Source organism: Synechococcus sp. CS-1329, assembly GCF_025128055.1.
Classification (GTDB): Bacteria; Cyanobacteriota; Cyanobacteriia; order PCC-6307; family Cyanobiaceae; genus Regnicoccus_A.
This window is the reverse complement of sequence record NZ_JAHLYS010000041.1, coordinates 1-16749: the sequence shown is the minus strand read 5'-3', so window position 1 is coordinate 16749 and position 16749 is coordinate 1. Positions and strand designations below refer to the sequence as shown.

Annotated in this window: 15 protein-coding genes, 1 tRNA gene, 1 other RNA gene and 1 pseudogene; 7 read left to right on the top strand and 11 right to left on the bottom strand. The window is 69.0% G+C overall.

The window, feature by feature from the left end; all coding sequences use genetic code 11:
* Nucleotides 1-12: 12 nt before the first annotated feature.
* The 4 genes from ilvC to KQ304_RS10780 form a co-directional block, all read right to left on the bottom strand.
* Entirely contained in the window at nucleotides 13-1008 is a 996-nt protein-coding gene (gene ilvC / locus KQ304_RS10795) for a ketol-acid reductoisomerase (RefSeq protein ID WP_259737089.1), read from the bottom strand.
* A gap of 74 nt (nucleotides 1009-1082) precedes the next feature.
* Complete coding sequence (locus KQ304_RS10790; RefSeq protein WP_259737088.1) at nucleotides 1083-1685, bottom strand: ATP-dependent Clp protease proteolytic subunit; 603 nt, start codon at nucleotides 1683-1685, stop codon at nucleotides 1083-1085.
* Nucleotides 1686-1737: 52 nt separating this feature from the next.
* The gene (locus tag KQ304_RS10785; RefSeq protein WP_259737087.1) at nucleotides 1738-2412 is read right to left on the bottom strand and encodes an ATP-dependent Clp protease proteolytic subunit; all 675 of its coding nucleotides are present in this window, start codon (nucleotides 2410-2412) and stop codon (nucleotides 1738-1740) included.
* A gap of 33 nt (nucleotides 2413-2445) precedes the next feature.
* The gene (locus KQ304_RS10780) at nucleotides 2446-3558 is read right to left on the bottom strand and encodes a PIN/TRAM domain-containing protein (RefSeq protein WP_259737086.1); all 1113 of its coding nucleotides are present in this window, start codon (nucleotides 3556-3558) and stop codon (nucleotides 2446-2448) included.
* A gap of 140 nt (nucleotides 3559-3698) precedes the next feature.
* On the opposite strand from KQ304_RS10780, the gene hemW reads away from it, so the two are divergent.
* Nucleotides 3699-4895: a radical SAM family heme chaperone HemW gene (gene hemW / locus KQ304_RS10775; RefSeq protein WP_259737085.1), complete on the top strand. Its 1197-nt coding sequence runs from the start codon at nucleotides 3699-3701 to the stop codon at nucleotides 4893-4895.
* Here the strand turns inward: hemW and panB are convergent.
* Nucleotides 4828-5634, bottom strand: coding sequence for a 3-methyl-2-oxobutanoate hydroxymethyltransferase (gene panB / locus KQ304_RS10770; protein ID WP_259737124.1), 807 nt, complete (start codon nucleotides 5632-5634; stop codon nucleotides 4828-4830). The genes hemW and panB overlap by 68 nt on opposite strands.
* A gap of 46 nt (nucleotides 5635-5680) precedes the next feature.
* On the opposite strand from panB, the gene ffs reads away from it, so the two are divergent.
* An RNA gene (gene ffs / locus KQ304_RS10765) (signal recognition particle sRNA small type) lies at nucleotides 5681-5777 on the top strand.
* A gap of 35 nt (nucleotides 5778-5812) precedes the next feature.
* Here the strand turns inward: ffs and ftsZ are convergent.
* The 5 genes from ftsZ to miaB form a co-directional block, all read right to left on the bottom strand.
* Nucleotides 5813-7000 carry a cell division protein FtsZ gene (gene ftsZ, locus KQ304_RS10760; protein WP_399229170.1) on the bottom strand — a complete coding sequence of 396 codons (1188 nt, stop codon included), beginning with the start codon at nucleotides 6998-7000 and terminating at the stop codon, nucleotides 5813-5815.
* Nucleotides 7001-7143: 143 nt separating this feature from the next.
* Nucleotides 7144-7983, bottom strand: a complete 840-nt coding sequence (locus KQ304_RS10755; RefSeq protein WP_259737083.1) for a cell division protein FtsQ/DivIB — start codon at nucleotides 7981-7983, stop codon at nucleotides 7144-7146.
* Nucleotides 7980-8390, bottom strand: coding sequence for a hypothetical protein (locus KQ304_RS10750; protein WP_259737082.1), 411 nt, complete (start codon nucleotides 8388-8390; stop codon nucleotides 7980-7982). Before KQ304_RS10750 ends, KQ304_RS10755 begins: the two co-directional genes overlap by 4 nt.
* Nucleotides 8387-9508, bottom strand: a complete 1122-nt coding sequence (locus KQ304_RS10745) for a D-alanine--D-alanine ligase family protein (protein ID WP_259737081.1) — start codon at nucleotides 9506-9508, stop codon at nucleotides 8387-8389. Before KQ304_RS10745 ends, KQ304_RS10750 begins: the two co-directional genes overlap by 4 nt.
* 50 nt (nucleotides 9509-9558) lie before the next feature.
* Nucleotides 9559-10938 (bottom strand): tRNA (N6-isopentenyl adenosine(37)-C2)-methylthiotransferase MiaB, encoded by a 1380-nt coding sequence (miaB, locus tag KQ304_RS10740; RefSeq protein ID WP_259737080.1) that lies wholly within the window; start codon nucleotides 10936-10938, stop codon nucleotides 9559-9561.
* Nucleotides 10939-10978: 40 nt separating this feature from the next.
* Here miaB and KQ304_RS10735 point away from each other — a divergent pair, with 40 nt between their 5' ends.
* Together KQ304_RS10735 and KQ304_RS10730 are read left to right on the top strand one after the other, a co-directional pair.
* On the top strand, nucleotides 10979-12121 hold the full coding sequence (locus KQ304_RS10735) for a dipeptide epimerase (protein ID WP_259737079.1): 1143 nt from the start codon (nucleotides 10979-10981) through the stop codon (nucleotides 12119-12121).
* A 164-nt stretch (nucleotides 12122-12285) separates the two neighbouring features.
* Nucleotides 12286-13131 (top strand): annotated as a pseudogene (locus KQ304_RS10730) (DUF1611 domain-containing protein); the annotation flags it as partial.
* Nucleotides 13132-13175: 44 nt separating this feature from the next.
* On the opposite strand, the gene KQ304_RS10725 reads toward KQ304_RS10730, so the two are convergent.
* Nucleotides 13176-13248: transfer RNA gene (locus KQ304_RS10725), tRNA-His, on the bottom strand.
* 43 nt (nucleotides 13249-13291) lie between these two features.
* Between KQ304_RS10725 and KQ304_RS10720 the strand changes: the two genes are divergently transcribed.
* From KQ304_RS10720 to KQ304_RS10710, 3 genes are read left to right on the top strand one after another with little or no spacing between them, the layout of a single operon-like run.
* Nucleotides 13292-13741 carry a DUF4359 domain-containing protein gene (locus KQ304_RS10720; RefSeq protein WP_259737078.1) on the top strand — a complete coding sequence of 150 codons (450 nt, stop codon included), beginning with the start codon at nucleotides 13292-13294 and terminating at the stop codon, nucleotides 13739-13741.
* Between the two features lie 14 nt (nucleotides 13742-13755).
* The gene (locus tag KQ304_RS10715; RefSeq protein ID WP_259737077.1) at nucleotides 13756-15084 is read left to right on the top strand and encodes an amidohydrolase family protein; all 1329 of its coding nucleotides are present in this window, start codon (nucleotides 13756-13758) and stop codon (nucleotides 15082-15084) included.
* A 52-nt stretch (nucleotides 15085-15136) separates the two neighbouring features.
* Nucleotides 15137-16615, top strand: a complete 1479-nt coding sequence (locus tag KQ304_RS10710; RefSeq protein WP_259737076.1) for an FAD-binding oxidoreductase — start codon at nucleotides 15137-15139, stop codon at nucleotides 16613-16615.
* The last annotated feature ends 134 nt before the right edge of the window (nucleotides 16616-16749 follow it).

The following is a 16749-nucleotide window of genomic DNA, read 5'->3' as shown; positions in this document are numbered from 1 at the left end:
GGTGAGGCCGCTTCAGGAGGCCTTCAGCCAGCTGAACATGGAGCGCAGGCCCACGCCCACCTGCTCCACCGGATGGGCCGCGTCGCGGTGGCGGGCCTTGATCATCTCCGGCTTGCCGGCCTCGCATTCGGCCACGAAGTTGCGGGCGAAGGTGCCGTCCTGGATGTCGCCGAGGATGCGCTTCATCTCGGCTTTGGTGTCGGCGGTGATCAGGCGCGGACCACTCACATAGTCGCCGTACTCGGCGGTGTTGGAGATCGAATCGCGCATGGCGGTGAGGCCGCCCTTCACCATCAAATCAACAATAAGTTTCACTTCGTGCAGGCACTCGAAGTAGGCCAGCTCGGGCTGGTAGCCAGCATCCACCAGGGTTTCGAAGCCGGCCTTGACCAGCTCACTGAGGCCGCCGCAGAGCACGGCCTGCTCACCGAAGAGGTCGGTTTCGGTTTCTTCCTTGAAATTGGTTTCGAGGATGCCGGCGCGGGTGCCGCCGATTGCTTTGGCGTAGGCCATCGCCAGGGCGCGGGCATGGCCGCTGGCGTCCTGGTGGATGGCGAACAGGGCCGGCACCCCCTGGCCGTTCTGGTATTCCCAGCGCACGGTGTGGCCCGGGCCCTTGGGGGCGATCATCACCACGTCCACATCCGCCGGCGGCTTGATCAGCTCGAAGCGGATGTTGAAGCCATGGGCGAAGCTCAGCACCTTGCCGGGCTTGAGGTGGGGGGCGATCTCGGTGTCGTAGACGGCCTTCTGGGTTTCATCGGGCAGCAGCACCATGATCCAGTCGGCGCGCTCAGCGGCCTCAGCCACGCTCAGCACCTCGAGGCCATCGGCCCTGGCCTTCTCCGCCGAGCGGCTGCCGTCGTAGAGGCCCACCACCACGGCCACGCCGCTGTCCTTGAGGTTGAGGGCGTGGGCATGGCCCTGGGAGCCGTAGCCGATGATCGCCACGGTTCTGCCGTTGAGCAGGCTCAGATCGGCGTCGGAGTCGTAGAAGAGCTGGGCCATCCGGCGAATCGCTCAGGGCAAACAACGAGCCTACGTAAGCGCCGGTCGGTTCCGGCGCTGGGCGATCCAGCCGATCAGGCTTCGCTGGGGTGGGCGATGACCCGATCGATCAGGCCGTAGTCCTTGGCCTCGGCCGCGCTGAGGAAGTAGTCGCGGTCAGTGTCCTTGGTGATCTTTTCGAGGCTCTGATCGCACATGTCAGCCAGGCTCTGGTTGAGCATGTCCTTGATGCGCAGGATCTCGCGGGCCTCGATCTCGATGTCGCTGGCCTGGCGCTGGCTGGTGCCGCCCAGGGGCTGGTGGATCATGATCCGGGCATGGGGCAGAGCCAGGCGCTTGCCCTTGGTGCCTGCCGCCAGCAGGAAGGCGCCCATGCTGGCCGCCAGGCCCACACAGATGGTGATCACATCCGACTTGACGTACTTGATCGTGTCGTAGATCGCCAGCCCGGCCGTGACCGATCCGCCCGGGGAATTGATGTAGAGGTAAATCGGCTTGCTGTTGTCGTCAGAGTCGAGATACAGCATCTGAGCGACGAGGCTGTTGGCGACGCTGTCGTTCACCTCCGAGCCAAGGAAGAGGATGCGCTCCACACCGAGGCGGGTGTAGATGTCGACCCAGCGCTCGTACTGGCTGCCGGGCAGGCGATAGGGAACGCTGGGGGTGCCGATGGGCATGGCGGTGGGTGCGGAACGGGGTGGTGACGGAGTGAAAGACGAACGGGTGGGCTCAGGCCGAGCCCACCAGGGGCACTGGCAGCTGCTTCTGGCTGGTGAGGATCCGGTCGATCAGGCCGTACTCCAGGGCTTCCACCGGAGTGAGGTAGGTCATGCGATCGGAATCCTTCGAGAGCTGCTCCACGCTGCGGCCGGTGTTGTCGGAGAGCATCTGCAGCATCACGCGCTTGTTGTGCAGCACTTCCTGGGCGCGGATCTGGATGTCGCTGGCCTGGCCGCGGGCGCCGGAGCGGGGCTGGTGCAGCACGATCGAAGCGTGGGGCAGGGCCGCCCGGTGGCCCTTGGCACCCGCCGAGAGGATCATTGCGGCGGTGCCCATGGCCTGGCCGATGCAGATGGTGTGCACCGGTGGCTTCACATAGCGGATGGTGTCGCAGATGGCGAAGGCCTCGGTTTCAAAGCCGATGGCGTCGCCGGAATACCAGCTGGTGCCGGTGGAATTGATGTAGAAGAAAATCGGCTTCTCGGGATTGTCGAACTCGAGATAGAGAAGCTGGGCAATGATCAGCTGGGTCACATCGATCCCCATCTGACGCTTGGCGTCGTCGTCGGAGAAGAGCGGCAGGCCGAGGTAGACGATCCGCTCCTTCAGCATCAGCGACGGCAGATCGGGAGGCGGTGTGCGCATCACGGCGGAATCGCCGTAGTAAGGGGCCGACACCGACATCTGAAAAACGCTCTACAGGGCCTGAAGGAGAGCCTAGCGGGGGCCCGTCGGCTGCTGGACGGCAGCAGGCTGTTTCGGCCCCTCCTGGTCGCAGCGGGCAAAGACCATTCGCCCAGCTGGGGTCTGCAGGGCTCCGGTCACCGTCACGGGCAGGCGCTGACCGATGCGCGCCCTGGCGGATTCCACCACCACCATGGTGCCGTCCTCCAGGTAGCCCACCCCCTGGTTGGCCTCCTTGCCCTCGCGCACGATCTTGAGCTGCAGGGCATCGCCGGGCTGCACCTCGGGCCGCAGGGCGATCACCAGGGCGCTCAGGTTCATCACCTTGAGGTCTTGTACCTCAGCCACCTTGGCCAGGTTGTAATCGGCCGTGAGCAGGGTGCCGCCGGTGTCGGCGGTGAGCTTGAGCAGCTTGTCGTCGGCGCCGTTGCCCTCGTAGCGGGTGCTGTTCACCACCAGGCGGCGGCCGTAGGTCTCGCGCAGGGCGGCCAGCAGGTTCAGGCCGCGCCGGCCCTTGCCCCGCTTCTCGGCATTGCCCGAATCGGCCAGCTGCTGCAGCTCATCGATCACGGCCTGGGCCACGATCACCTGCCCCTCCAGCAGGCCCGATTCCAGCAGCCCGCGGATGCGTCCGTCGATGATCACGCTGGTGTCGAGGATCTTGGCGGTGGCCGGTTGCAGCACCCCATCGGCCACCAGCAGCGCCTCGGTGCTGGCGGGGTTGAACAGCCGCAGCAGCGTGCGCCCGTGCACCTCGGCGAGGTTGTAGCCCAGCACCCCGAAGAAGACGTTGCTCAGCACCGCCGCCAGCGGCTTGACGAAAATCACCTCCCAGGGCAATGGCAGCAGCAGGATCGGCGCCAGCAGCAGGTTGGCCACCAGCAGCCCCAGAATCAGCCCCACGGCTCGGCTCACCAGCAGGTCGGTGGGCATCGAGCGCACCTGACGCATCAGGCGGCGTCGCAGCAGCTGAAAGAAGAATCCCGCCAGCAGCCCGAAGAAGGCTCCGAAGCCGCCCAGCACCCAGCGCAGGCCCTCGAGGTTGGTCACCTGCAGCAGCAGGTTCTCCGGCAGCAGATCCACTCCGAGCCAGCCGGTGGCTGCGCCGGAGATCAGGAACAGCAGCAGGATGAGCGGGTCCACCATGGCTGGGTTGTGGGCTGCCCTGAGCCGGGACAACGCAGCATGGCCGATCCAGCCCCATTTGACCGGGAAAGGTATCCGTACATTTGCCTACGGACATGTGGCGAATCCTGAAGCCGACCTCGCCCACCGCTCCCCAGGCCGTGACCGCACCCCGAGCCGCCTACCTCCACATCCCCTTCTGCCACCGCCGCTGCTTCTACTGCGACTTCGCGGTGGTGCCGCTGGGGGACCATGCCGACGGCGCCCATTCCGGCTCAATCGCCGCCTACCTGCCCCTGCTGCAGGCGGAGATCGCCGCCTCGCCCAATCCGGCGCCGCTCTCCACGCTCTACATCGGTGGCGGCACCCCCTCGCTGCTCACCCCCGAGCAGATGGGCCAGCTGCTGGACGGCCTGCGCCAGCACTTCGGCTTCGCCCCCGGCGCAGAGATCACGCTGGAGATGGATCCGGCCAGCTTCGATCGCCCGCGCCTGGAGGGGATGCTGGCACTGGGCATCAACCGCGTGAGCCTGGGCGGCCAGAGCTTCGACGACGCCGTGCTGGAGCGCCTGGGCCGCCGCCATCGCCGCCGGCACCTGTTCCAGGCCGCCGGCTGGCTGCGCCAGGCCCGCGCCGCCGGTGAGCTGGCCAGCTGGAGCCTGGATCTGATCCAGGGGCTGCCCGAGCAGGATCTGCCCCACTGGCGGCAGCAGCTGCAGCAGGCCCTGGAGCTGGAGCCGCCCCATCTCTCCGTCTACGACCTGATTGTGGAGCCCGGGACCGTGTTTGAACGGCTGCAGCAGCGCGGGCAGCTGCCCCTGCCGGATCCGGATCTGGGGGCCGACCTGATGGACCTCACCGGGGAGCTGTTGCGCGGTGCCGGCTACGGCCGCTACGAGATCTCCAACTACGCCCTGCCCGGGCACGCCTCGCGTCACAACCGCGTCTACTGGAGCGGGGCCGGCTGGTGGGGGTTCGGCCTCGGGGCCACTTCGGCTCCCTATGGCCAGCGCCTGGCCAGGCCCCGCACCCGGGAGGCCTATGCCGCCTGGCTGCAGACCCCTGATGCCGCCAGTGCGCAGGCCCACCATCAGCCCCCCTTTGATGAGTGGCTGATGGTGGGCCTGCGCCGGCGCGAAGGGGTGAACCTGGAGCAGCTCGCCCGCGCCGCGGGCCTGAGTGCCGCTGATGAGGGCTCCCTGCAGGCCCTGATGGCCCCCTGGCGCCAGCGGGGACTTCTGCTGGTGGAAGGCCGGCGCTGGCGGCTGGCGGATCCCCAGGGGCTGGCCCTCAGCAATGCGGTGCTGAGGGAGCTGCTGGCCTGGTGGGAGAGCCATCAGCCTGCAGCCAGCCCCTGAGGGCCTCCACGCAGAGCTGGCGCCCCGCCAGCAGCGGTGGGCAGAAGGGCGGTTGGCTGGGGGTCAGGCCCAGCAGGTCGGCCGTCACCCGCACCTGGCCGTCGCAGTCGTCGCCGGCGCCGATGCCGATCACGGGAATGGCCAGCTGCCGCCGCAGGCTGCCGGCCAGATCCGCCGGCACGTGCTCCAGTACCAGGGCGAAGCAGCCGGCGGCCTCCAGGTCCAGCGCCTGGCGGCGCAGGCGTTCCTGGCTGATGGGATCCCTGGCCTGGCGCCGGTAGCCCAGCCGATGCACCGACTGGGGGGTCAGGCCCAGGTGGCCCATCACCGGGATGCCGCTGCGCACCAGCCGGTCGACCACGGCCACGGTTTCCGGCTCGCCCCCCTCCAGCTTCACGGCGGCGGCCGCACTCTCCTTGAGCACCCGGCCGGCGGCGGCCACCGCCTGATCACCGCCGCACTGGTAGCTCAGGAAGGGCAGATCACAGATCAGCAGAGGCTGCTGGGCCAGGGGCCGGCGCAGACCCCGGGCCACGGCCTGGGTGTGACCAATCATCTCCGTCAGGGTCACCGGCAGGGTGGTGGCGTGGCCGAGCACCACCATCGCCAGGGAGTCGCCCACCAGCACCAGGTCGCCACCGGCCTCCTCCACCAGTGCCGCCGAGAGCGCATCCCAGGCGGTGAGCATCAGGATCGGCTGGCCCGCCTGCTTGCGGGTCACCAGATCACCGGGTCTCAGGGGCACAGGCAGGAACCTCTCGGGCTTGCATTGCTACCATCTTCTCGACTCGGACCCACGCGGCCCGGACGCCCAAATCTGGTCAGGACCGGAAGGGAGCAGCCACACGGGATGCTCCAGGCAGGCGTGGACTCCGGGTCACCCCCTTGAATTCAGTGCTTCCCGCAGTGGTTTCCGATCAGCTGTCGCTGCTGCGGCTCTGACGGTTAAGCAGGAACGGCGGGATCTTGGCGCCGCGCTGCTCAGCTTCGCTTTCGGTGTGGGTGAGCTCAGCGCTGGGGGCGAAGGTGGCGCGGGGGCGCTCAACGTGATACGTGCTGCCCGCCTCAAAGCCGGTGGCGATCACGGTCACGTGGATCTCGCCTTCTAGCTTTTCATCGACAACTGCGCCCACGATGATGTTGGCGTCGGGATCCACCACGTCGTAGATCACTTCGGAGGCCGAGGTCATGTCCTCGAGGGTCATGTCCTTGCCACCGCTGATGTTGATCACGCAGCCCTCGGCCCCATCGATGCGGGCGGCCTCCAGCAGGGGGCTGCTGATGGCGGCCTGAGCCGCTTCCACGGCCCGGGAGCGGCCGGAGCCCACACCGATGCCCAGCAGGGCCGTGCCAGCGAGGGTCATCACCGAGCGCACATCGGCGAAGTCGACGTTGACCAGGCCCGGCCGAGTGATGATGTCACTGATGCCCTTGACGCCCTGACGCAGGATGTCGTCGGCGGCGCGGAAGGCCTCCTGCAGGGGCGCGCCGGAGATGGCATCCCGCAGGCGGTCGTTGGGGATCACGATGAGGGTGTCGACGTGCTCCGCCAGCCGGGCGATGCCCTCCTCGGCCTGCTTCATGCGCTTGCGCCCCTCGAAGCTGAAGGGCTTGGTGACGATGCCGACGGTGAGGGCGCCACATTCCCGGGCCACCTCAGCGAGGATGGGAGCTGCTCCGGTGCCGGTGCCACCGCCCATGCCGGCGGCGATGAACACCAGGTCGGCCCCTTCCAGAGCTTCCTGGAGTTCGTTGCGGGATTCCTCGGCCGCCTTCTGACCGATCATTGGATTGCCGCCCGCGCCGAGGCCCCGGGTGAGCTTCTGACCGAGCTGCACCCGCCGCTGGGCTGCTGATTGGAGCAGGGCCTGGGCGTCGGTGTTGAGCACCCTGTAGCCCACCCCTTCGAGGTCGGAGGCGATCATCCGGTTGACCGCGTTGCTGCCGCCGCCCCCAACTCCGATCACCTCAATTCTTGCGCTCTGGCTGGGAACAATGCCGTTGCTGGAGGGCGGGGAGGTCAAGGAGTGTCCTGGTGGGGCGTCGGAGGAGATGGTGTGCTGGCCAGGGGTCGAGTGGTCACTCAAGGAACCGATAGCACTCATCTCAGGCAGCATTATGTCGGTGTCAGGCTTGAAAAATCCTGTTCGGTGCGGCACTTTTGCGTAAAACCCAACCCATTTTCGCGCAATAGCGCTGTGAGGGTTTGCGTTCATGGCTGCCTGCAGGGGCTGGGGCCACCAGTGAATCAGTCCACCCCTTGGCCTGGCTGTTTGGGCTTGGCTGGATCGGCTGCCGGAGCAGGCATCCCCACTTCGGGCTGATCAGGGTCGCTCAGATCGATCGAGCGCACCGCCTGGTCCTTGACCCGCTTGGGCAGCTCTCCGGAGAGATAGCGCAGCACGTCGAGGCGGCGGCTCAGGTCGCCGTCGGGCCCGCCGAGCTTCACCTCCCCAAGGGTGCCGGTGGTCAGCCAGAGGGTGCCGTCGGGCTCGAAGCGGATGGCCTTCAGGGGGCTGCCCAGGCCGTCGCGGCGTTCCATCAGCTCGACGATGGTGGGTTTGAACCGGGCTTGCCATCCCTGCACGCGAATGGCGGTTTCCGGCTGGCTGCTGCTGGATCCCAGGGCCTGCTGGCTGCTGCTGATCCAGTTCCCCAGGCGATCGACATAGCCCTGTTCGGTCCCCTTGGCTGTGCGCCGCTCCGCCCGGGCCACCACCTGTCGATCCACCAGCTCGATGCGCAGGCGGGGCGGCAGGATCAGGCGCTGCACCGCCACCTGCTCCACGGGCAGGGCGTCGAGGAGTTCGGAGCGCAGCAGCCGGGGGTCGAGGGTCAGCAGGGGCATGGGGAAACGCAGCTCGGCGGCGGCGATCGCCTGCTCACGGCTCACCCGTTCGCTGCCGCTCACCTCCACCTGCGATGGGCTCGTGAGGGTCCAGCCCTGACGCAGCAGGCCGTAGCCAAGGCCCACAGCGACAGCGGAGAAGACCACGAGACGCCAGGCGTTGCGCAGCCGCTCCTGCCGGCGCTGCAGCCGCAGCTGCCGCCGGCGCTCCACCCCTGGCGCCTGGGGACCTGGGCTCACAGTTCACAACGGGAGCGGGCCATCAATTCATCCATCCAGCGCCGGGCGCGCTCGGCATCGGAGAAGGGCAGGTCTTCCTGCTGGCCATCGCCCACCAGCCGCACCCGGCAGCTGCCCTGGCTTTCGTCGGTGAGGGGAGCATCACCCGATCCCAGGGACATCAGCTCCAGCAACTCCAGCTTGCTGATCACAAAGGATCCCTGGGGTTTGAGCACGCCGGCTTCAAAGGTGCTCCAGGTGACGACCCCCTCGCTGAGCCGCGCTGCGCCGCAGCCATCGAGTTTGGAGAGTTCCGATCCCTCCGCCCACTCATGGAAGAGCCGTTGACGGCGCCGCTCCAGCCAGCCGAGGGCCGTGAGCAGCACAAAAACCACCAGCAGGGGCAGCCAGAGCAAGCCGTGACTCATTCCGCCGGGTCCTCTTGAGATGATCCACGCTCCCATTCTCCCGCGCTCTGCACCAGTTGGTGCACGAGATCCGCCAGCGGCACGCCGCTGGCGGCCCAGAGCATCGGATACATGCTCTGGCTGGTGAAGCCCGGCAGCGTGTTGATCTCGTTGAGCCAGAGCCGCTGCGCCGCTTCGTCGTAGAAGAAATCCACCCGGGCCAGCCCCTCGGCCGCCACGGCGGCGCAAGCCTGAAGCGCCATGGCGCGCAGGCTCTCACTCACGGCCTCGGGCAGCTGGGCCGGGATCACGGTGGAGCTCAGCCCCGCGGTGTACTTCGTTTCGTAGTCGTACCAGTCGGCGGAGAAGCAGATTTCCCCCACCACCGAGGCCTTCAGACCACCCTGGGCTCCTGTCCCCTGGCCGAGCACGGCGCATTCCAGCTCCCGGGCGGTGACCCCCTGCTCCACCACCAGGCGTGGATCCAGGTCGGCGGCCAGCTGCAGCCCCTGCAGCAGGGAACTGCGGTCGCTGGCCTTGCTGATGCCCACCGAAGAGCCCATGTTGGCCGGCTTGACGAAGCAGGGATAGCCCAGATCGTGCTCCAGCCGCTGCAGCAACGCCTCGGGGTTCTCTCGCAGCTCGGCCGCCTGCACTGAGGCGTAGGGCACCTGGGGCAGTCCTGCGGCCGCAAAGGCGGCCTTCATGGCCTGTTTGTCCATGCCCAGGGCCGAGCCGAGCACGCCTGAGCCCACGAATGGCACCTGCATCAGGGTGAACAGACCCTGGATGGTGCCGTCCTCGCCGTTGGGGCCGTGCAGCACCGGAAACCAGACATCAACGCCCTCTGCCTCGCTGGGTAGGGCGCGGAAGCCGCTGCTCCCCAGGGACTGGTCGGTGGCGGATCGGCGCAGCTGCTCGCCGGTGGCTGGTGCAGCGCTGGAGAGCACGGCCTCGGCCAGCTCAGGGCCCCACCAGCGGCCGCAGCGATCGATGTAGAAGGGGCGAACCCCATAGCGGAGAAGATTTTCTCCTGCGCTGAGGCCGCCCAGCACGGTGATGGCCGAACGGATCGAGACCTCATGCTCGTCGGAGGCCCCCCCGAACACCAGGCCGATGCAGCGGGGGGGGCTGGGCATGGGGTCGGCTGGTTCCGGATCGGCGCCAAACGTATCAGCCCCGACCTGCCTCAGCTCACCGCCACGCCGGTGAGGGAGAAGGCTCGCACCTCCTCGATGCGTATGTTCACCAGATCCCCCGGCTGGATCACACGGCGTTGGTGCTCACCATGGCCTGAGGCTGGGGCCAGATCCGGGAAAAAGGTCAGCCGGTTGGTGCGGGTGCGGCCCATGCACTGGCTGGGATCGCGGGGGTTGCTGCCCTCCACCAGCACCTGCTCGGTCCGTCCCCGGTAGCGCTCGCTGCGCTGGCGCGCCGTGCGCTCCACCAGGGCATTGATCTCCTGCAGACGCTCCACCTTCACGGCCTCGCTGAGCTGATCGGGCCAGTTGGCGGCAGGGGTGCCCGGCCTGGGCGAGTAGGCGGCGGTGTTCACCTGATCGAAGCCGATCTCCTCGATCAGGGCCAGGGTGAGGCGGTACTGGGCGTCGCTTTCGCCGGGGAAGGCCACGATCACATCGGCGCTGATCGCCGCATCGGGCATGCGCTCACGGATGCGCTCGAGGATGCGCCGGTAGCGCTCCACCGTGTAGCCGCGCGCCATCGCCTTGAGCACGTCGTCGTCACCGCTCTGGAAAGGGATGTGGAAGTGCTCGCAGAGCTTGGGCAGCTGGGCGCAGGCCTCGATCAGCCGCTCGGTGAAGTAACGGGGGTGGCTGGTGGCGAAGCGGATCCGCTCGATCCCGGCCACGTCGTGGACCTGGTGGAGCAGGTCGGTGAGAGTGTGCTGACGGCGGCCCTCCGGGGTGATGCCGGGCAGGTCGCGGCCGTAGGCGTCGATGTTCTGCCCCAGCAGGGTGATCTCCTTGTAACCCCGCTGCGCCAGTCCCTCCATCTCCAGGCGGATGGCTTCGGGGTTGCGGCTCTGTTCCTGACCGCGCACCGAGGGCACCACGCAGTAGGTGCAGCGCTCGTTGCAGCCGTAGATCACATTCACCCAGGCGCACACGGCGCTGTCGCGGCGGGCGGTGGTGATGTCCTCGAGGATGTGGTGCTCGCCGGTGGCCACCACCTGCTGGCCGCTGGCCACCTGCTCCAGCAGGGTCTCCAGCCGGTTGGCGTGCTGGGGGCCCATGACCAGATCCAGCTCCGGCACCCGCCGCAGCAGGCTTTCTCCCTCCTGCTGGGCCACGCAGCCGGCCACCACCAGGGTGAGGTGGGGGTTGGTGCGTTTGCGCTGGGCCTGGCGGCCCAGGTAGCTGTAGACCTTCTGCTCGGCGTTGTCGCGGATCGTGCAGGTGTTGTAGAGCACCAGATCAGCGCTGTGTTCACCACTTCCGGGCTGATAGCCCATGCCTTCAAGGATTCCGGCCATGCGCTCGGAATCGGCCTTGTTCATCTGGCAGCCGAAGGTGGTGATCCAGTAGCTGCCGCGCGTTGGGGTGGTCACCGTCATCCCACAAGTTTCGACCATGGCCGAAACTTGTGGGATGCAGGCACGCCTTCGCTCGATCACGCTCACCAAGGCGGTGCCCCTGGCGATCAGCCGGGGCACCACGGCATCGGTGCGGCGGCTGGTGGTGGAACTGGACCACGACGGGCTCGTGGGGCGCGGCGAAACCGGTGGGTTTGAGACCGGCCACCGCAGCTACAGCACCGAGGCGGTGGCGGCGGAGCTGGAGGCCCTCCTGCCGCGCTTCGCCTCGGCCGAGGGGCTGGCTCTGGCGGCGCAACTGCCGGCCTTTCAGGCCCTGGAGCCCTGGCTGGCCCCGCTGTCACCGCCGGCCCGCTGCGCCATCGATCTGGCCCTGCACGACTGGTGGGGCCAGCGGCTGGGCCAGCCCCTCTGGCGCCTCTGGGGCCTGGAGAGGGCCGCCTGCAGTCCCACCAGCGTCACCCTCGGCCTGGCGGGGGTGGAGCAGGTGCTGGCCCGGCTCGATCTCTGGCAGGAGCGCCTGGGCTGCTGGCCCCAGCGGGTGAAACTGAAGCTGGGCAGCCCAGATGGCCCAGACCACGACCGCGCCCTGGTGCAGGCGGTGACCCGTCGGCTGCAGGAGCAGGCCCAGCGCCATGGGGCCGCGGCAGTCAGTGAGCTGCAGGTGGACGCCAATGGAGGCTGGGATCTGGCCACGGCTCAGCAGCTGATCCCCTCACTGGCGGAGCAGGGGGTGGTGCTGGTGGAGCAGCCGCTGCCTGCCCAGCTCGACCCCGACGCCGATGCCGCCAGCTTCGAGGCCCTTGATCTGAGCTGCCCGATTCCCCTGGTGGCCGATGAGAGCTGCTGGAACCTGGCTGATCTGCTGCGCCTGGCCCCCCACGTGGATGGGGTGAACATCAAGCTGCTCAAGAGCGGCGGCCTCAGTGAGGCCCTGCTGATGGCTCAGACCGCCCGCAGCCTCGGGCTGGATCTGATGCTGGGCTGTTATTCCGACAGCGCCCTGCTCAATGGTGCGGCCTCTCAGTTGCTGCCGCTGGTGCGCTGGCCCGACCTCGACAGCCACCTGAACCTGATCGATGACCCCTTCATGGGCCCTGATCTTCAGGACGATCGTCCCCTGCCCTCCGCTCGCCCCGGCCTGGGGGTGATCGAGGCACCCGGAGCCGCTGCCGCTGCCGCGGGTGTGCCGTGCTGAGCGCCGCTGCGCCGGTGGTGCTGCTGCTGCACGGCGGCCTCGACAACCTCTCAGGCAAGACGGGCCTGGCGATGTTGCGCTACCGGCAGGGCTCGGTGGTGGCGGTGGTGGATCCGGCCCATGCCGGCGCCGAGCTGGAGGCCATCACCGGCATCCGGCGGCGGGTGCCGATCGTGGCTGATCTCACCGCCGCCCTGACCTATCAGCCGGCGGTGGCGGTGGTGGGGCTGGCCCCATCGGGCGGGCAGCTGCCGCCGGAGCTGAAGGCCGATCTGGCAACGGCCCTGCGGGCCGGCCTGCACCTGGCCAGCGGGCTGCACACACCCCTGGCCTCTGATCCGCAGCTGGCCGCCCTGCGCGGCCCTGGGCAGTGGATCTGGGATCTGCGCCAGGAGCCCCCCGGCCTGGAGGTGGCCGCGGCCCGGGCAGCTGCTCTGCCGGGTAAGCGGGTGCTGGCGGTGGGCACCGACATGGCCGTGGGCAAGATGAGCGCCTGCCTGGAACTCTGCGCCGCCGCCCGGCGGGCCGGGGCGGACGCCCGTTTCATCGGCACCGGCCAGGCCGGCATCTTGATCAGCGGCACGGGTGTGCCCCTGGATGCCGTGCGGGTCGATTACGCCGCCGGCGCGGTGGAGCGGGCCCTGTTGCAGGTGGCCTCAGAGCCGGCCTGCAGCCAGGAGAGCCTGCTGTTTGTGGAGGGCCAGGGCTCCCTCTGCCACCCCGGCTCCTCCGCCACCTTGCCCCTCATCCGCGGCAGCCAGCCCACCGCCCTGCTGCTGGTGCACCGCGCCGGCCAGAACCATGTGAACAAGCATCCCCAGGTGTCGCTGCCACCGCTCGCTGAGCTGATCAGCGTGCTGGAAGGCCTGGCGGCCCTGGGCCGGCCCACAGGCACAGCACCGCCCCGGGTGAAGGCTGTGGCGCTGAACACCGCCGGTCTGGCCCAGAGCCGTGCTGAACAGGCCTGTGCCGCCATCAGTGAGGAGCTGGGGCTTCCCTGCGCTGATCCGGTGAGGGATGAACCAGCAGCCGATCGACTGCTGGCTTCATTCAGGGCGAGCGAGGGGATTCGAACCCCCGGATGGCGGCACCACAAGCCGCTGCCTTAACCACTTGGCGACGCCCGCCGTGGTCTTTGCCAATGTATCAAGCAGCCCTGCACCCTTCCCTTTGCGGCCCCCCTCTTCGCTTCGTCTCGCCCGCTGGGGCACCGTTCTGGCCCTGGGCGGAGGGGTCACCGGGGCGGCCCTGGCCTTCACCAATCCGGGGCTGGAGGAGTTCGAGGGCTTCGCCGGCGATCAGCTGGCTGAACTGGCGGTGGAAGAGGTCTGCGCCAAGCGTCTGCCCATGCCCCTGCAGCTGGCGATCCAGAACTGTCCTGAGCTGATCCGCAGCCAGCACAAGGTGCTCGGTGACCTGGCCCGCCGCAACACCAGGAGGCAGAATTTCGGACTGTTCAGCCTCTACCGCACCCAGATCGGTGGCCCCTCGGTGCTGCCGTTTCTCGACCTGCCGGTTTATCGCGTTCTCACCGTGGCGGCAGCCGGACGCTTCAAGATCCTCAGCACCTCCAGCGACAACGATCCTGAGAAGGCTTCCGCCGCTGGTGTCCCCTGGTGAGCGGGGTTGAACCGGTGCCTGAGCTGCTGCCACCACTGCTGCTGCCGCGCGCCCTGATCGATCCCCAGCTCAACAACCTGCCCCCGGCTGATGAGGGCGGCCTGGTGGCGGTGCGCCTGAGCCATCAGCACGGCGTGATCACGGCGATCGAGGCCCACCCCCGCCGCGATGGAGAGCTGCTGCCCCTGGCCCTCACCCCCCTGGTGGAGCCCCATGCCCACCTCGACAAGGCCTTCAGCTGGGAGGGCCATCCCAACCCGGCGGGCACGATGCAGGGCGCTCTGGCGGCCAACCTGGCGGAGCACCAGGGCCGCAGCCTCGAGCAGGTGCTGGAGCGGGGTGAGCGGGCCATGGAGCGGGCCTGGCGCTATGGCCTCAGGGCCGTGCGCAGCCATATCGACAGCCTCGGCCCTGGCGCCGAGCCGGGATGGCAGGGACTGCTGGAGCTGCAGCAGCGCTGGGCGCCGCGGCTGGCGCTGCAGCTGGTGGCCCTGGTGCCGGTGCGGCACTGGGCCACGGCGGCTGGCGCGGCCCACGCCCGCCGGCTGGTGAGCCTCGGCCCGCAGGGAACGGTGTTGCTGGGGGGTGTGCTGGGTGCGCCCATGGCCCCCAGCAGAGCCGATGCTGAGGGGCTGCTGGCCCTGTTGCAGCTGGCCGACAGCCTGGGGGCTCCGGTGGATCTGCATGTCGATGAGAGCGGCGAGGGGGGCGGTGCGGGGGTGGCGATGGTGGCCAGGCTGGTGCGTCGCCACCGCATCGGCGTGCCGGTCAGCTGCAGCCATAGCTGCTCGATGTCTCAGTTGGGGGCAGCCCGCCTGAGCCGGCTGGCCGAAGCCATGGCCGACGCCTCCCTGGCGGTGGTGGCCCTGCCCCCCACCAACCTCTGGTTGCTGGGCCACGAGGGGGGCAACACCCCGGCCAGCCGGCCCCTGGCACCGATCCGTCAGTTGCAGCGCGCCGGGGTCACGGTTGCGGTGGGGGGCGACAACGTTCAGGATCCCTGGTACCCAGGCGGGGATTTCGACCCCCTTGAGCTGTTGCGCTTCTGCCTGCCGGCGGCCCACCTGGCCCCCTGGCAACGGCAGGGGCTGGCCCCCTTCACCACCGCCGCTTCCCGTCTGATGGGCCTGGAGTGGGATGGGGTGCTGCGCTGCGGGGGCCCCGCTGATCTGGTGGTGCTGGCCGCCGCCAGTTGGAGTGAACTGCTCTGCCGTCCGCCCCAGCGGCGGGTGCTGCGCTCCGGCCAGTGGCTGAAGGTGCCAGCTCCGGCGAGGCCGGAGCTGGCGGCGCAGCTGGAGGCCATGGCGGCAGGCCCTGGCCATGGGTTGGCCCGGCGCGGCTGACTAGACCGGAAGCGGGCATGAGTTCCCGCCTGCTGTTTGCCGCCCCGCTGCTGTGCCCCTCGATCCAGCCCTCCGTCCCGCTGAGCTGGCCGTTGCCAGCCAGTTGCCGAGCGACCTGCCGGCGCCCGCCAGCGACGCCCAGCTGGAGGCACTGGTCGCCGAGCTGAGTTCAGGCGCCGCTCAGGGCCTGGTGCTGATCCGCAGCGGGCCTGAGCTGGAGCGGCTCTCCCGCGATTTCTTCTCCTATTCCCCGGTGCTGACGCCCCTGCTGCAGGACCGGCAGGCCCAGCTGGTGGTCAAGGCCAGCTGCTCGGAGCAGGTGCGGCTGGTGGCGGGAGCCTGCGCCCGCCATGGGGTGCCGCTCACCCTGCGCGGCAGCGGCACCGGCAACTACGGCCAGTGCGTCCCCCTGGCCGGGGGTGTGGTGCTCGACCTCAGCGGCCTCAACCAGGTGCGGCGGCTGGATCCCCTCAGTGGCGTACTGACCGCCGAGGCGGGCTGCCTGCTGGCTGATCTGGAGCAGCAGCTGGCCCCCCATGGGCGGGAGCTGCGCCTCACCCCGAGCACCCGCCGCAGCGCCAGCCTGGGGGGGTTCATCGCCGGCGGCTCCGGCGGCATCGGTTCAGTGCGCTGGGGCTTCCTGCGCGATCCCGGCCACCTGCTGGGCCTGGAGGTGGTGACGGTGGAGCCGGAGCCGCGTCTGCTTCAGCTCGATGCCAGCGCCAGCGCCCCGCTCAACCACGCCTACGGCAGCAACGGCATCCTCACCGCCGTGACGCTGGCCACGGCCGCGGCGGTGTCCTGGCAGCAGCTGGTGGTCGATTTCAGCAGCTGGAGAGCGGCCCTGACGGCGATCCGCAGCCTGCCCGCCACCGCCCTGCTGCTCAATGGCCTCTGCCTGCTGGAGGAGGCCGTGGCCCGGCAGCTGCCCTGCCCTGGGGGCCATGGCCCGGGCCTTTGTCCAGCGGCCGATGGGCACCGCCTGCTGCTGCTGGCCGCCGCCGATGCCCTGCCGGCCCTGGAGCCGCTGCTGGCGGCCCTGGGTGGACGGCTGGTGTGGCAGGCGCCGGAGCAGGGCAGCCGGGGCGTGCCCCTGCGGGAGCTCTGTTGGAACCACACCACCCTGCACATGCGTGCCCACGACCCCAGCTGGACCTACCTGCAGATGCTTCTGCCCCAACCGGAGGCCCCGGCGCTCGACGCCCTCAAGCAGCGCTGGGGGGATGATCTGCTCTGGCACCTGGAGGCCGTGCGTCAGCAGGGCAGCCAGCGGCTGGCGGCCCTGCCCCTGGTGCGCTGGCGAGGCCGGGCGGCGCTGCTGGAGCTGATGGAGCAGGCCCGGCAGCTGGGGGCCTTCCTGTTCAACCCCCATGTGCTCACCGTGGAGGACGGCGGCCTGGGGGTGATCGACGCCGACCAGGTGGCGGCCAAACAGACCTACGACCCGGCGGGTCTGCTCAATCCCGGCAAGTTACTGGGCTGGACTGAGCGGCCTGGGGCGAGCGCTCCTTGGCCTGGCAGCGTGGCTTAGGAGTTTGCTGAAAAACGAGCCCACGAGCCAGTTTTCCACAGGCATCAGTGGATTTCCGGCTCAAAAAGACGGATCGGCGGCTATCAGAGCCGCAAACTGCCCGATTTCGGCATCGTTGGCCTCTCTGCAAGACA